This window comes from Halapricum hydrolyticum (genome assembly GCF_025517535.1).
Classification (GTDB): Archaea; Halobacteriota; Halobacteria; order Halobacteriales; family Haloarculaceae; genus Halapricum; species Halapricum hydrolyticum.
Genome location: NZ_JAOPKC010000031.1, coordinates 1 through 14,383, shown reverse-complemented (window position 1 = coordinate 14,383; position 14,383 = coordinate 1). Strand labels below are relative to the sequence as shown.

Annotated in this window: 16 protein-coding genes and 1 tRNA gene; 9 read left to right on the top strand and 8 right to left on the bottom strand. The window is 62.8% G+C overall.

The genetic code is table 11. The annotated features are described in order from the left end of the window. Positions 1 to 22: 22 nt before the first annotated feature. Positions 23 to 1,018 (bottom strand): PrsW family intramembrane metalloprotease, encoded by a 996-nt coding sequence (locus OB916_RS15840; RefSeq protein ID WP_315910271.1) that lies wholly within the window; start codon positions 1,016 to 1,018, stop codon positions 23 to 25. 109 nt (positions 1,019 to 1,127) lie between these two features. Here OB916_RS15840 and pdxT point away from each other — a divergent pair, with 109 nt between their 5' ends. The 7 genes from pdxT (at position 1,128) to OB916_RS15805 (ending at position 5,793) form a co-directional block, all read left to right on the top strand. Then, positions 1,128 to 1,706, top strand: coding sequence for a pyridoxal 5'-phosphate synthase glutaminase subunit PdxT (gene pdxT / locus OB916_RS15835; protein ID WP_315910270.1), 579 nt, complete (start codon positions 1,128 to 1,130; stop codon positions 1,704 to 1,706). A gap of 64 nt (positions 1,707 to 1,770) precedes the next feature. Continuing rightward, positions 1,771 to 2,061, top strand: a complete 291-nt coding sequence (gene hisE / locus OB916_RS15830) for a phosphoribosyl-ATP diphosphatase (RefSeq protein WP_315910269.1) — start codon at positions 1,771 to 1,773, stop codon at positions 2,059 to 2,061. 185 nt (positions 2,062 to 2,246) lie between these two features. Continuing rightward, the gene (gene thiE, locus OB916_RS15825) at positions 2,247 to 2,894 is read left to right on the top strand and encodes a thiamine phosphate synthase (RefSeq protein WP_315910268.1); all 648 of its coding nucleotides are present in this window, start codon (positions 2,247 to 2,249) and stop codon (positions 2,892 to 2,894) included. A 45-nt stretch (positions 2,895 to 2,939) separates the two neighbouring features. Next, positions 2,940 to 3,782, top strand: a complete 843-nt coding sequence (locus tag OB916_RS15820; RefSeq protein WP_315910267.1) for an RAD55 family ATPase — start codon at positions 2,940 to 2,942, stop codon at positions 3,780 to 3,782. 101 nt (positions 3,783 to 3,883) lie between these two features. Then, positions 3,884 to 4,858 (top strand): hypothetical protein, encoded by a 975-nt coding sequence (locus OB916_RS15815; RefSeq protein WP_315910266.1) that lies wholly within the window; start codon positions 3,884 to 3,886, stop codon positions 4,856 to 4,858. Then, positions 4,855 to 5,433, top strand: coding sequence for a hypothetical protein (locus OB916_RS15810; protein ID WP_315910265.1), 579 nt, complete (start codon positions 4,855 to 4,857; stop codon positions 5,431 to 5,433). Before OB916_RS15815 ends, OB916_RS15810 begins: the two co-directional genes overlap by 4 nt. A 36-nt stretch (positions 5,434 to 5,469) precedes the next feature. After that, on the top strand, positions 5,470 to 5,793 hold the full coding sequence (locus tag OB916_RS15805) for a transcription factor S (protein WP_315910264.1): 324 nt from the start codon (positions 5,470 to 5,472) through the stop codon (positions 5,791 to 5,793). A gap of 501 nt (positions 5,794 to 6,294) precedes the next feature. Here OB916_RS15805 and OB916_RS15800 read toward each other — a convergent pair. The 6 genes from OB916_RS15800 to OB916_RS15775 form a co-directional block, all read right to left on the bottom strand. Beyond that, entirely contained in the window at positions 6,295 to 6,963 is a 669-nt protein-coding gene (locus OB916_RS15800) for a hypothetical protein (RefSeq protein WP_315910263.1), read from the bottom strand. A 356-nt stretch (positions 6,964 to 7,319) separates the two neighbouring features. Continuing rightward, complete coding sequence (locus OB916_RS15795) at positions 7,320 to 7,904, bottom strand: magnesium transporter (RefSeq protein WP_315910262.1); 585 nt, start codon at positions 7,902 to 7,904, stop codon at positions 7,320 to 7,322. Between the two features lie 79 nt (positions 7,905 to 7,983). Beyond that, positions 7,984 to 8,553 (bottom strand): magnesium transporter, encoded by a 570-nt coding sequence (locus OB916_RS15790; protein WP_315910261.1) that lies wholly within the window; start codon positions 8,551 to 8,553, stop codon positions 7,984 to 7,986. 81 nt (positions 8,554 to 8,634) lie between these two features. Next, entirely contained in the window at positions 8,635 to 9,486 is an 852-nt protein-coding gene (locus OB916_RS15785; RefSeq protein WP_315910260.1) for a ribose-phosphate diphosphokinase, read from the bottom strand. A gap of 66 nt (positions 9,487 to 9,552) precedes the next feature. Further along, positions 9,553 to 10,368, bottom strand: coding sequence for an HVO_0234 family beta-propeller protein (locus OB916_RS15780; protein ID WP_315910259.1), 816 nt, complete (start codon positions 10,366 to 10,368; stop codon positions 9,553 to 9,555). Positions 10,369 to 10,552: 184 nt separating this feature from the next. After that, the gene (locus OB916_RS15775; RefSeq protein ID WP_315910258.1) at positions 10,553 to 11,566 is read right to left on the bottom strand and encodes a phosphotransferase family protein; all 1,014 of its coding nucleotides are present in this window, start codon (positions 11,564 to 11,566) and stop codon (positions 10,553 to 10,555) included. A 136-nt stretch (positions 11,567 to 11,702) separates the two neighbouring features. Here OB916_RS15775 and OB916_RS15770 point away from each other — a divergent pair, with 136 nt between their 5' ends. Next, positions 11,703 to 11,852, top strand: a complete 150-nt coding sequence (locus OB916_RS15770; RefSeq protein ID WP_315910257.1) for a 50S ribosomal protein L40e — start codon at positions 11,703 to 11,705, stop codon at positions 11,850 to 11,852. A 1,194-nt stretch (positions 11,853 to 13,046) separates the two neighbouring features. Here OB916_RS15770 and OB916_RS15765 read toward each other — a convergent pair. Beyond that, positions 13,047 to 13,130: transfer RNA gene (locus tag OB916_RS15765), tRNA-Leu, on the bottom strand. Positions 13,131 to 13,248: 118 nt separating this feature from the next. Here OB916_RS15765 and OB916_RS15760 point away from each other — a divergent pair. Further along, positions 13,249 to 14,088, top strand: coding sequence for a PAS domain-containing protein (locus OB916_RS15760; RefSeq protein ID WP_315910256.1), 840 nt, complete (start codon positions 13,249 to 13,251; stop codon positions 14,086 to 14,088). The last annotated feature ends 295 nt before the right edge of the window (positions 14,089 to 14,383 follow it).

The window sequence follows — 14,383 nt, the reverse complement described above, 5'->3', positions numbered from 1 at the left end:
CCCTGCGGCGGATACATGACTGTCACGGCTCGAACTCCGTCGGTTCGGACGGCGGCGCCGGCCGATCGTGGACGAACTGGTAGGCCCGGCGGTACGCCCGCAGCTTCCAGACGAGCAAGAGTCCGAACACGCCGTCGAACAGGACGATGAACAGGACGAACCCGCCGAACCAGCCGAGCCCCGTCGCCACGGCCAGAAACTCCGGGACGAACTGCGCGAGCGTGTTGTACCCGCCGTGGATCACTGACGCGATCAGCAGGCCCTTGATCACGATCGGGCCGGCGTTCTCGGGATTGAACTTCGCCAGTCCGAGATAGTAGCCGGCGATGGCCGAGTAGATAACGTGTCCCGGGCCGGCCAGCGCGCGGACGATCGAGGTTCCACCCCCAACCGCTATCTGGTCCGCGCCCGCCGCGGCGACGTTCTGGGTGATGTACAGGGCGTTCTCGATGGTGGCGAACCCGAGTCCTGCGACCGCACCGTACACCGCGCCGTCGATTACGGCGTCGAATCGGTCGTCGCGGAACGGATACAGCCGAACGGCGAGCAACTTGACTCCCTCTTCGATGGGGCCGACGACGAGAAAAAAGAACGCGACGAGACCGATATCGATGCCGGCACCCAGGAAGAGGGCCGGAACTGTTGCGTTGAGCACGCCGGCGAACCCCGCGACGAGGACCCCGAGCAGGAAGGTCCCGACCAGCAGCGACAGCGGTTCCTGAGTCGTCACGTCCGCATACCAGATGTACGCGGCGAGACCGAGCGCCGGCACGGCAGAAAGCAGCGTCAGCACGCCGATCCAGGGCTCGGTCAACCCGCCGAGCGTCCCGAGTGCGATCTCGGCCAGCAGGATGAACAGCGCAAGGAGGACGACGAACGCCCGCGTCGCGACGAGTAGTGCCTGATAGATGAACACGGCGATCGCGTCCAGGATCGTTCGCTGATCCCACTCGGCCACGTCGTGGAGATCGAGCGATCCGTCGTTGCGCGCCTGGACCGGGTCCCGGCGAGTGTCCATATTCGACTCTCGGACTCCCGACACCTAATACTCCCGGCGCGGGACTTCCGGTCAGATCCCGGACACCCGGAACGAGAGGTTTTTCGCAGTCGATCGGTTATCGCCGGCAATGAGTCTCACAGCCGGTGTCGTCGCCGTCCAGGGTGACGTCAGCGAACACGCCGCGGCGATCGAATCGGCGGCCGCCGCCCACGGCGAGTCCGTCGAGGTCGTCGAGATCCGCGAATCGGGGATCGTCCCCGAGTGTGACCTGCTTGCGATCCCGGGCGGGGAATCGACGACGATCTCGCGGTTGCTCGCTCGCGAGGGGATCGACGAAGAGGTCAAATCCCACGTCGCCGAGGGCAAGCCGCTGCTGGCGACCTGTGCGGGCCTGATCGTCTCCTCGAGCGACGCCAACGACGACCGCGTCGAGACGCTTGACCTGCTGGACGTGAGCGTCCAGCGCAACGCCTTCGGCCGCCAGAAGGACAGTTTCGAGGCCGAACTCGACGTCGACGGTCTCGACGAGCCGTTCCACGCGGTGTTCATCCGCGCGCCCGTCATCGACGAGGTCGGCGACGCCGAAGTGCTGGCCACCTGGGACGGCCGCCCCGTGGCGGTTCGGGACGGTCCGGTCCTCAGCACGTCGTTCCACCCCGAACTCACGGGCGACTCGCGGATCCACGATCTGGCCTTCTTCGAGTGAGCGGGACCTTCGCGGTCACTGTCGAGTAGCGACCTTTTTCCTTCCCGGCCGCTTCGCCCCGAGTATGACCGACGCTGACGTACTCGACGAGGTGTTCGAGGTCATCGAGGCCCGCAAGGAGACCCTGCCCGAGGACTCCTACACCGCGTCGCTGTTCACTCACGAGAAGGGCGAGAACGCCGTCCTGGAGAAGCTGGGCGAGGAGATGACCGAACTCGTGCTGGCCGCCAAGGACGACGAACACGAGGAGATCGCCCACGAAGCGGCCGACATCGTCTATCACATGCTGGTGTTGCTCGCGATGAAAGACATGGATCTAGAGGATCTCCGATCGGAGCTGGAAGATCGGCGGTAGCTGCGAGTCACCGCGACGAGCGTTGCGAGGTCGCTAAGCGACCTCGAAAGGCAGAGCGGCGGAGCCGTGAGGCAGCGGGTCGCGACCTTTTTTGTCCGAGTGGTTCCCGCAGGCCCGAGGAAACCCGACACGCAAAAAGGTGGTGAAGCGCAAGAGCCACCCGCTCGGCCCACAGACGCACACACATGACCGACTGGGACGTGTACCTCGTCACGCAGGCCAGCCTCTCGGAAGGACGAGACACCCGCGAGATCGTGCGAGCAGCGGTCGACGGTGGCGTCGACGTCGTGCAACTCCGTGAAAAGGGCGTGCCCGCACGGGAGCGCTACGAACTCGGGGTCGATCTCCGTGAGATCACCCGCGAGGCCGGCGTACCGCTGATCGTCAACGATCGCGTCGACATCGCACAGGCGGTTCAGGCCGACGGCGTCCACCTGGGCGACGAGGATCTGCCCGTCACTGTAGCCCGGGAGTTGCTGGGCGAGGACGCCATCGTCGGCCGGTCAGTCTCGTTCGTCGAGGACGCACGCGAGGCCGAGCGGGCCGGCGCCGACTATCTCGGCGTCGGCGCGATCTACGCGACCGGATCGAAAGACGACATCGACGACGAGGAGTACGCGATCGGGCTCGATCGTCTCGAATCGATCGTCGAAGCCGTCGAGATCCCGGTCGTCGGGATCGGCGGGGTCGACGCCGACAACGCTTCCGAGGTCGCCGCGGCGGGTGCCGACGGCGTGGCGGTCATCTCCGCGATCACCGGCGCGGGCGATCCGGCGGCCGCGACGCGGGAACTGAGTGAATCGGTCCGTTCGGGACGGGGACGCTCGGAGTAGCCCGAGCGCCGTAACGCACAAGCGGACAGCCTCGAAACGTGGCGTATGGTTCGCATTCCGTTCGGGATCCGCCAGCTCGATACGACCATCGGCGGCGGGGCCCCGCCGGGCAGCGTCGTCCTCCTCTCGGGCGAGGCCGGCGCCGGTGCTCGCGAGTTCATGCACACCAGCCCACTGATCACTGGACTCGCAAAGACCGATCCGGAGCTGTTCGATCTGTATTACGGCGACCTGCCGTCGGCTGCAGAACTGCCCGAGGAGATCCACTACGTCTCGCTGACCGCAAGCGAGAGGCAGTTCCGCGAGGAAGCCAGCCGTGCCTTCGAGGCGGAACTCTTCGAGACGGGGATGGAAGCGATCGAGTATCACGACCTCTCGACGACGTACTTCCACGTCAGTCCGATTCCACGCAAGTGGTACGCCGAGCGGGCACCCTCGATCAAGGACATCCGGACGCGAGACGACCGCGAGGAGTTGCTGACGGTGCTGGGCGATCTGCTGAGTGAGCACGCGACGGGCAACCTGGTCGTGATCGACTCGCTGACCGACCTGATCAGCGCCATCGGCGACCGTGCCGATCTGGAGTGGGCCGACGTCGCCTTCTTCATGAAGGGGCTCCAGAAAGCCGCACACGAATGGGGCGGGCTGATCCTGACGTATCTCAACTTCGAGACGATCTCCGGGACGCGTCAGGGACAGCTCGTCGACGCCACCGACGGCACGCTCACGTTCGAGTGGGCCAGCGGGGGGTCGACGCTCGCCCGGACGATGGTCGTCCAGCAGTTCCGCGGCGTGTTGAGCCAGCTCGAATCGGAGAACATCGTCCGCTTCGAGACCGAGTTCACCGACGCCGGGTTCGACATCAGTGACGTCCGGAAGATCCGCTGATTCGACGACAGGTGCGGCGTCAGCGACGGCCGGACTCCGCTAGATTCGTTCCTGAAAATGTGTGGGGAACCCTTAACTACGCGCTCGCCGATATCCAGGTGATGGCGGGCGAGTCACAGGAAAGCACGGAACTGACGGTTTCGCTACCGCCCGATCTGGAGTCGTGGCTCGACCAGCACGCCGCCGAACGCGACCTGGAGCGTGAAACCCTCCTCGTCCAGTTGCTTGCGTCGTATCGCGAACTCGCACAGCGAGACGGCGAGGTGTTCGACCCCAACGCTCTCGAACCGGTCGTCAGATCCGTCGTCGGCGATCGACTGCCCGAAATCGCCGAGGCCGTCGACGGGCAACTCGAAGACACCGACCGACTCGAAGAACGCGTCACCGATCTCGAGGCGGACTTCCAGGACAAGATCGACGACGTTCGCCAGCGCGTCATCCAGGTCAAACGCGAGGCCGACGCGAAAGCGCCCGCCGACCACACGCACGACCGGCTCCGGACGCTCGTCGATCGACTCGACGCACTCGAGTCTCGGGTCGAGCGCGTCGACAGTGAACTCGACCGGATCGGGGACCTCGAGAGCGAGCTCGGCCGCCTGGACGAACTCCGGACAGAGCTCGACCGTCTGGACGATTTCGAAGCGGAACTCAGCGGCGTCGAATCGCAACTCGCCGATCTTCGGGGGCAGCTCGAGAACACCGTGAGGAGTGACGAGGTGTCCGACCTGGCCGAAGACCTCGCCGACGCCCGCGAGAAGCTGCAGACGGTCGCCTGGGTCGTCCGCGACCTCCGAGAGAGGGGTGGCGGAACGACCGTCGAGGCGATCAAACGCAAGGCTGGCGAGCACGACGTGCGTCGCGCCAGGTGTGAAAGCTGCGGCGAAGGCGTCGAGATCGGCCTGTTGACCGAGCCGTCCTGTCCGCACTGCTCGGCCGCACTCGACGGGTTCGAACCCTCGAACCGGATCCTCGGGCTCGGCAGTGCCACGCTCACCGTCGCCTCACAGATCGGCCCCGGCGCCGAGGAGACCGGCGACGCAGTCGACGGTATCGACACTGGGGGTGAGCAGCCGTGAGCGACGACCCGACGGACGAGGCCGACCCGTTCGACGACCTCGCGGACGACGTGCCGGACGGCGATCCGTTCGCCGGTCTCGGCCCGGACCACGGCGACCTCGAAGCTGACCACGGCGACCTCGATCTAGAGACCGGCGCGGACGACACTGCAGACGGGCGGCAACTCGACGAGCACCCGTTCGAGGAACCTGTCGGAGGTCCACAGACGGCCGAGGCCGACGAACAACGGCCATCGACTGAGACAAACCCCTTTGCCGACCTCGCCGACCAGTTCGAGGACGACCCCTTCGAGGGCGGCGACTGGGACGGCAGCGGCACCGACGACGCCGTCTGGGAAGAACTCTCGCCCGAGGCCGAGATCGACACCGAAGAGGACGACGGTCGGCGGATCTCGGCAGTCGACAAGCACAGTTTCTGCGAGCAGTGTCGGTACTTCACCGACCCGCCCGAGATCGCCTGCACGCACGAGGGGACCGAGATTCTGACGTTCCTGGACGTCGATACCGTTCGCGTCGCCGACTGCCCGATCGTCGAGGAGCGAGAGCGGCTGGAACGCGGCGGCTTTCAGAAGTAGGGCTTATCACGCTGACACCACCAGTACGTTCCAAGGATGCAGTTCTGTGAGCAGTGTGGCTCGATGATGCACGCCGACGGCGACGTGATGGTCTGTTCGTCCTGCGGGCACGAACAGCCGCGTGACGAGGCCGCAGCTGAACAGTTCGTCTCGACGGAATCCCAGAGCACCGACGACGTCATCGAAACGGAAGAAGGCGCGAACTTCGAGGGCAAGCCCACCGCCGACGACGTCGTCTGCGATGAGTGTGGCCACACGAAAGCCTGGTACACGATCAAACAGACCGGCTCGGCCGACGAACCGCCGACGCGCTTTTTCAAGTGCCAGGAGTGTGGCCACCGGTGGCGGGAGTACAACTGATAGAAGATGTGTTACCCTCATCATCGACAGTCGATAACTCTGAAAGTTGCCCGTTATCGTAGAAGCATTGCGTGCAAGCATAGGACAATTCCGTTATAGACATGACGTGTATTCTTGCTAAAAGTGACGTGAAATAAATTACTCATAGTAGATAGTATCAGTTATTTCCACGTCTTGGGCCGCCATCCGATAGTGTCTCCCGATCGCCACCGGCCTGGCTGTGGTAGTGGTGGTGTTGGTGGTGGTTAATTTCGATATTCACACTTGCTTCCTCAACATTATCGTTGCTCACACTGACAGGGCTCTGGAACTCCTCGTTATTCCGTGTCTTGTCAGGTGCAGTGATAGTAGTCGATCCCTCAAAATCACGGTTCTGTCCCACGAGTGAAGAGACATAACTCTTGAGCAGCGAAACCAGAAACTCAAATGCCCCCAATCCTGGCATTCCACTCTGGGCGTACACAAGGAATGCGAACGCTAGCAGGGTGGGGGCCGAATTCATTACTCCTTCACGAACTCTTCCACAAGTCGCTGTACGTGACGCTTACGCTGATTTCGTGGAATCTTCTTGTCGAAGAACACACCATCAATGACCTCTACCGCATCCATTTCCTCACCATCCTTGTGGACTGGCTGAGAATTAAGTACGTAATTCGTTCTGGCATTGGGCGTTGCCCACGGGAGGTCAGATTTCGCCATGTGACCGTTGCTGAACAGGAATCGAATGAAGTCCGAGAAAATTTCTGTGAGCGTCTTATCTTCTGGGAATTTTACTGTTTCCGTCGAAGGATCATACTGGATCCCGGTTTCCTCTTGGATTGAGTTCCAATAGTTAGGGACTGCTATCTCATCCCCCATTTGGATCTCTTCAGATTCTCCTGACATTTTCTGACCTTCTACGCTTTTTTGTTCTCCCGACTGCGTCGAAGTGTCTGTATCGTCGCCGATGTCTCTAATCGTTATATCGGCGCTTTTGATTGTGATTGGAAGATTATTCTCACTGGAATCAGACGGTATGAGATCTTTTTCTGTTGTGTCAATTTGGATTTTCGATATCTCATCCCAATTCTGCTCGATTTTCCAATCAAGCTTGTCTCGCAAGGTTATCGTGATGCCACACTTGGTAATCTCAACTTGGACATCACCATCACCTGAGCTATCGGTTGCCATATCCCCAAGTTGGTTGACTTGGCACTAAAAGTTTGGGGACCATGTTAGATTTCGGATTGCCATTCCGCGCCACCATTCAGGATATACTTGTCCACCCACATTCCACACCGAATCGACTTGCCTAGCCGGTACAGAGCACCATCCCGGGAGTATAGCTTCCTTCGGTTCCAGTTCAGTGGAGTTTTGCCGTATATCCAGTCAGTCCTTGGTGGATATCCTAATCAGCGTGGTTTGCTGTGTCGCAACAAAAAAAGACCGTATAATAGCCTTGTTCCAAGTTTCAAAAATTTCCAACAGAATCCAGCAGTCCGGTCTTTTCGCCTTGAAGAGTCCAACCGGCAACTGAAAAGCAACATTCAGAACCCGAGGACGGCCGAGGCGACACCGATGAAGATGATCATGCCGAAGACGTCGACGACGTTCGTGACGATGGGGATCGTGACGTTGTCGGGGTCGATCCCCAGCCGGTAGGACGCCCACGTCGCCGCGAAACTCAACACGACGGCGATCGAGATGATCGCGATCCCGCTGACCAGCGAGATCGTCAACAGCTCGAACAGTGTCGCAGCGGGATCGCCGGCCAGAGCGGCGATTGCGTAGGCGCCGAGCGCGAGTGTTGTGAAGACAGTCAGCCCGAGCGCGAAGATCGCCGCCACGTTCGCCCACAGCGTCCGGTCGCGGATCCGCAGTTCCGTCAACCCGAGGTGGAACCGCGTCGAGAGTCGCGCGCTCAGGATCGCCCCGAGGTTGCCGCCCGAGGCGATCATCGTCGGTACCATGACCGCCAGGATGCCGTACTCCGCGAGCAACTCCTGGGCGTTTTCGAGCGTGACCCCCGCCACGAGGACGATCATCGAGAGCACGATCAAAAGCGGGATCATGTTCCGGACGATCCGACTCGCCTGCCAGGAGCCGAGCGACTCGTTCGATCCGATCACCATCGGCCTGTCACCTCGTGATACCGACTGTCTCTGGCGTGTCCGGTTGCGATAGGACGGGCGTACTCGTGTCCGGCGAGCATTAGATGAGCACCTCCACGGAAATCGTCGCGAGGAGCAAGAACAGCATCCCGAAGATGTCGCCGAGCGTCGTCACGATCGGCCCGACGAGATTGTCCGGGTCGTACCCGCGCTTGTAGCCGGCGAAGATCACGAGGAGCAACCCGAAGATCAACACGATCGACGTCAGCACGCCGGCGATGAGCAAGATTGCGACGAACTCAAGCAGCGAGGCCGACTCCCAGCCCAGGAGCCCGAGCGCCGCCCAGGAGAGGGTCGCAATCACGACCGACATACTGACGGCGTTGACGAACGAGGCGACTATAGCGTTGATCAGCCGGTCGTCGCGCTGAAAGCGCGGCTCGATCAACCCCTGGTGGAGACCGCTGGAAATACGACCGCCCAGCGCGCCGTAGACGTTGCCCCGCGTCGCGAGAAAGACGGGCACCGCCACGAGGAGTCCGGGGAACGTGGCGACTCGCTCGATGATCGCCTCGAGAACGAGCCCGGAGAACAGCCCTCCTGCAAGCGCGATCAACAGGACCGGCAGCGCCTCTCGATAGATAGAGACGAACTCGTCGACGGCTGCCATTGGCGACGTTTCTCGGAGCCGAAGGTTAAAACCAGCGAGAGGCACCCATCGCAGTCGCTCCGCCGGGAGAAAGCGCAGAAATCACAACGACAGCGCGTCGGCGATCGCCGGCGCGACGCTGACCTCGCTGACGGGGCGTTCGAGCGTGTCGGTCCCGTAGATCGCCTCGACGCCGGCGGCCGAAAGCTTGAGGACGGCGTTCCGTGCCAGCATCGGGTGAACGCAGGTGACGAACACACGGGCGGCGTCGCGCTCGGCGAGCGCGGCCACGGCCTCGGACATCGTCGAGCCAGTGGCGACGATGTCGTCGGTCAGCACGACGTCCCGGTCGGCCACGTCGGCGTCGCGGGGCTCGATCTCGACCTCAGTGCTTGAGTGGCGCGTCTTCTCGAAGTAATCGGTCTCCCCGCCGCCGTAGGCGTCTCTGACGGACCCGGCAAGGGCTGTTGCCCCCTCGTCGGGCGCGACGAAGACGGGATCGGACAGTTCGGGCAGCGGCTCGGCGAGTCGGCCGGCAGCGTCGACGGTGTCAGCGGGCACGTCGAAGAAGTCGGTCACAGCCGGCTCGTGGGGGTTGACCGTCAGCACGCGATCAGCACCCGTCGAGACCGCGCGCGCCATCGCCCGCGCGGAGATCGGATCGCCCGTCTCGAAGACCTTGTCCTGGCGAGCATACCCCATGTACGGCAGGACAGTAACGATTTCGGAGACGCCGGCTTCCCGGAGCGCGTCCTGCAGTTGCAGGAGTTCGAGGTGGGCGTCGCTGGTGGGCGTCGAGGCGACGACGACCGCACGCTCGGCGGACGGGTCCGGGACGCGGACCTTCAGTTCCCCGTCGGGAAAGCGATCGTACTCGACGGTGGCGAGCGATCGGCCGGTGACGGCGGCGAGTTCGGCCGACAGGATCTGGGAGTGCGAGCCGCTGACGATCATACGCGGTCGCAAGCGGCGCGGGATAAACCCGTTTTCGATATCCAGACATCAGCGAGAACGGGCGCGCTACTGCGCCGGGATCGCGAACCCCGTCGTCTCCGCGAGACCGAGCGCACGGGTGCGCCACCCGCTGGCACCGTCTTTGGCCGCCGCCGGATCGACCAGGAACCGGCCCGTGGCAGTCACGGCGACGACGCCGCCGTCAGCGATATAGCCGACGTCGACGAGCGGCTCGTCGGTCGGCGTCTCGCGTTCGCGCCAGCCGTCGCCCTCGGTGACAAACAGTCCGTCGGCCGTCACGGCGTGGACCCTGGAGTCCTCGGCGGCCACGACCGACGTGGCGGCGTCGAGCTCGCGCGTCCAGCCCGGGCCCAGGCGATAGAGGCCGTTGGCCGTCGCGGCATACGGCGTCGGCCCGCCGACCACGTCCCGGACGTCGTCCAGTCCGACGTGCTCCAGGCCGTCGTCGACCCGGACGACCCCGTCCGCGGTCGCGATCAGCGGGCCGTCGATCGCCCGCGGCTCCGTGACGGTGCCCAGCTCCGTCCATCCCTCGGCGGTGGCACGGGCGACGGTCCCGTCCGGCGCGGCCGCGAGCGGGGCGTCTCCACCGCCGACCGCCACCGCTGGGCCGAACCCCAGCTGTTCGACGACTGGCTCGTCGCCGGCCGGATCGATCGCGAGCACGTCCTCGTCGGTCGCGACCAGCAGATCCGTGCCGTCGGCAGCGATATCGCGCGCCGCGCAACGATGGTAGAGACTGAACTGCCCGATTCGGTCGTTCGAAACCGACACCTCGACGACGCCGAGCCCTGCCGCGACGTAGACGTCGGTCTTGCCGAGCGTGTCGGCGTAGATCCTGTCTTCCTCGAGTTCACCCATACGCGTGAACGCGCGATAGAGCGTCGAAAACGTGTCGACATCGTTCTCACGGACGGCCGCGAAGGGGCGGGCGATACGAAAGGGACGTACAGCGGTCCGTCTCATAGTGATTACTGTACGTCTGTTCCGGGTCGACCGCACGATGTAGTGCGGTCGCACCGGTAAATCGTTACAGTAATCACTATCAGTCGGGCAGCGCGGAGACGAGTTGTTCGAACTGCTCGCGATAGTAGGCCTTCGCGCGGGCTTCGGCGAGCCTGCCGGCGTCGGCAAAGGCCCGTTCGAACCCGCCCATCCGCCACAGGAGCGTCGAGAGCTGATAGAGCGAACAGCGTTGCTCGTAGCCGTCCTCGATAGGGAACTCGTGATAGGTGCGATACCCCTCGTGGAGTCGGTCGCGAAGGGCTTCGCGGGTGTCCGGATCCCGAAACACCGAGTCGACGAACAGCAACTCCGCCTGGGCGACGTTGTACTCTGGGTGGCCCGCGAGCGCGTTCTGCCAGTCGAGCACGGCCGTGATGGGTTCCTCGGCCTCCGGATCGAACGTCAGGTTGGCCGGACGGAAGTCGTCGTGGATGAGTCGCGGCGTCGCTGTCGTCGGGATCGCGTCGATCGAACGCTCGATCGCGCGCGTGGCCGGTTTCTGCAGATCGTCGAACGGGGTCGACTCCAGGCGCCGGAGATGGCCGCGCGTCAGCGACTCGAAGAACTCCCGCCAGTCCCAGGTGAGATTCTCGACGACGAGCCGGTCGTTTTTGAGACCGAAGTAGCCGAAGCCCTCGAACGCGATCGTCGAGTGGAGTTCGCCCAGAATCTCACCGACCTGGGTCATGATCCGGGCCTGCAGGTCGCTGTCGAGGCTGTCGAACCGATCCGAGAGACTTTCGCCTTCCATTCGCTCGGTGACGAAGTACGGTGGAACGTCTCGGTCCGGGTGCGGTTCGAAGACGAGAATCCGTGGCACCGGGATCGACGTGCGGTCGGCGACGTACTCGTGCATGCGCGGTTCGAGCGCGAACGTGGCGTCGTCGTCGGGCTGGGACTTCACGACGACCTCGTAGGTCTCTCCCCGGTAGCTCAACGAAACGATGTAGACGTCACTCTGGCCCCCGCCGCTCGGCTGCTCGTAGGTGAAATCGTCGTAATCCGGCCCGGACTCGTCGAGGACGGCCTCGATATTTGCGGCGGGAGAGGACACAACCGTACGTATGCGGACCCCCCAAGTGAATTTTACCCATGGCCAGGAACAAGCGAGCTGATCACATGTCACATATACGGGCCCGCTGGCGGAGGAAGCAACCTTTAAACGCGCTGATGAAGAAGGCTGAGCTACCATGGCCCGTTTCGACAAAGCTGAGGGACGAATCCTCGACAAGCAGATTTGCATGCGGTGTAACGCTCGCAACCCCGAGCGCGCCGACCGCTGTCGCAAGTGCGGCTACAAGAACCTCCGGCCGAAGGCCAAAGAGCCCCGAACGGCCTAACGCCGCCGCGTAGCTTGCTACGGCTGGCTGTTCTTCCGTGTCGGGAGTCATCGCGTTAGTCAACTACCCCGCCCTACTCTCTCGGTCGCTGAGGCGACCTCGGTCCTTGAGGGCGGGGCTTCCACCTGGGTGGTGGTTTCGGCCCGCGCCCCCGTGCATGAACGAGGCTGGTTGCACCGCGACGGTTCACGAGCGGGGAACCATTCCGTTCCCCGCTCGTTACTCCACTATCCCGTGAGTGGGATGTGGGGGAACGCCCAACGTGGGTGGCCGCGTCACGCCCATTTAATTGGCGGTGACCTCCACTCGAACCCGATACGGGTGCGGAGAAGCCTGCCACCGACCATGGTGGCAGGCTGGCACGCTCGTTTCGACGGTCCCGTCTTGAGGGGCCGGTTGACTGGCGGCCCGTACCAACCGAGACTTCTGCCCGATTAGCACTATTATACAGTTGGATCAGACGGGATAAAAACGCTTCGAAACCACGGCCAGTCGTAGGGACAGTGGTTGTCCAAAGCCAGGGGTCGGCTCCTCCCCGTCCTTCCGGTCGGACAGCCGTCCGACCCCAATGACGGGGCTTCCGCCTTGAACCGCCCAGGTGATACCCATTTCGGGATCGAAGCCAGACGTCTGCGTACCGGAACCGGCGACCCCGCGGCCGGCATATACTGATTGACGTCGACCTCGTTCCCTGCGCTTTCGGTACGGCATAAGAGTGTCATCGCAGGCCATTTTCCATGGTCGCTCATGCGTAGCACATTGTTGATGTAGAGCTGTCTTTCGATTCTTCTATAGAGTAAGCTAAGTGAGAACCGGCCCGCTGATCGATCTAACGGTCAGTTTCCCTTCCCACTCTCTTCTGTAGAACTGTATCAACAATCTCCTACGGAAGAGCGTTCCATGGTTGACCAGCCGGGGCAAAAACGGGCGAATGAGGTGGCGACACGGCCGAATTTTATGCGCGGAACCGGACTTGAACCGGATGAAGACAGTCCGGGCTTGCGGCGCTTCGCGCCGTTCCGGGTTGTGACTTCCAGGGATCAAATCCGCTGGTGATTACTGTCGCTCGCGGTATTGCTCGCGACAGCAATGCGCGGGACCGGATTTGAACCACGTCCGAGAACCTGCGCCTTCGGCGCAGAACCTCGGTCTACCCCAAATCCGCACCTCCTCTTCGCTCACTTCGTTCGCTCATGCGCGGGACCGGATTTGAACCGGCGGACCCCTACGGGACAGCGTCCTAAGCGCTGCGCCTTTTCCTGGCTTGGCTACCCGCGCGCACTCGTCGCTATTCCAGAAATACCCAAGAACCTATCGCTTTCGGGCTGCCGACGCCTCGTCGATCAAAAAATGACCTGGGAAAGACCGAAGTGGAGCCGTCCTGAAAACGAAGACGATGGGAGATTCGGGTCGCGACGCGACCGAGCTAGAAATTCTCTCGCGTGACGACCTTGAACGTCGGGTTCGCCAGCAGACTGCCCAACTAGAGAACATCATCGACACGATGGCGGACGTGCTGGTCCAGACCGACCCAGAGGGAGATATACAGCGGGCAAACAACGCCGTCCGGACAATTCTGGGCTACGATCCCGAGGCTATCGTCGGGAAACCGATCGACGTGCTGTTCGCCTCGCCCACAGAGAACGAGGAGTTCTCGGACCTGTTGACCAGAGGTGAATTCCTGGAGCGACTGCTGCGTGACGGCCAGGTTACGGACGTCGAAGTTCAGTTCGCGACCGCTGAAGGCGACGCCCTGCCGATGAGCCTCTCAGCCTCGACGATGACACAAGGCGGAGCGGTCAAGGGTATCGTCTGCGTCGCAAAGATGATCGTCGACGACCCGGGCGAGTACGGCTGCAAGCCCGTCCGCCTCCGCGGTAGCGACCGACCCAGCCGTCTCGTCGGTCGTCGTCCCGTCACGGTGGACGACAATCGCCCGGTCGCGCCACTCGCGTTCGAGCGCCGTTGCGCGCTCGCGACCCGCGGCCGTGAGTTCGTAGGCCGTTCTCGCGTCTGCGGTCTCAGTCGACGGCCGCTCGACAACCAGTCCGTCCTCGCGGAGCGACGACAGCGTCGACAGCAACGAGACCTGGTCGGCCAGGCTGTCCAGCCCGAGTCCGTCGGTGATCCGAGAGATCGTCGCTGGCATGGCCTCGGCCGAGCGCTCGTGCAGCCAGAGCAAGACGAGGGTTGCCCTGTCAGGGCCGTCCATCGAGTACTGCATCGCACCGGGTGAAGGTTATACTGCCGGCTGTACGTTCGTAAAGATATTCGCCACCCCCCGGGGTGGCGAATTATTTCGAAATGTTACAGCCGGCAGTATTAGTGTGATTGTCTCCCTCGTCGTCGATTCGCTGGAAGGAAAGGTCGATCACCGTATCACGTCTGGGTAGAGCGTCGTATGTTGCCGCTGCAACGGAGATGTAGCTATATAACTCAGCTTTGCACGTTGAAGTAGGAGCGTGACGTAGGCGGTAGCAAGGACAGATGATGCCGATTACGGACTTTCTGTCGTGCACGCGCGTGTTCGA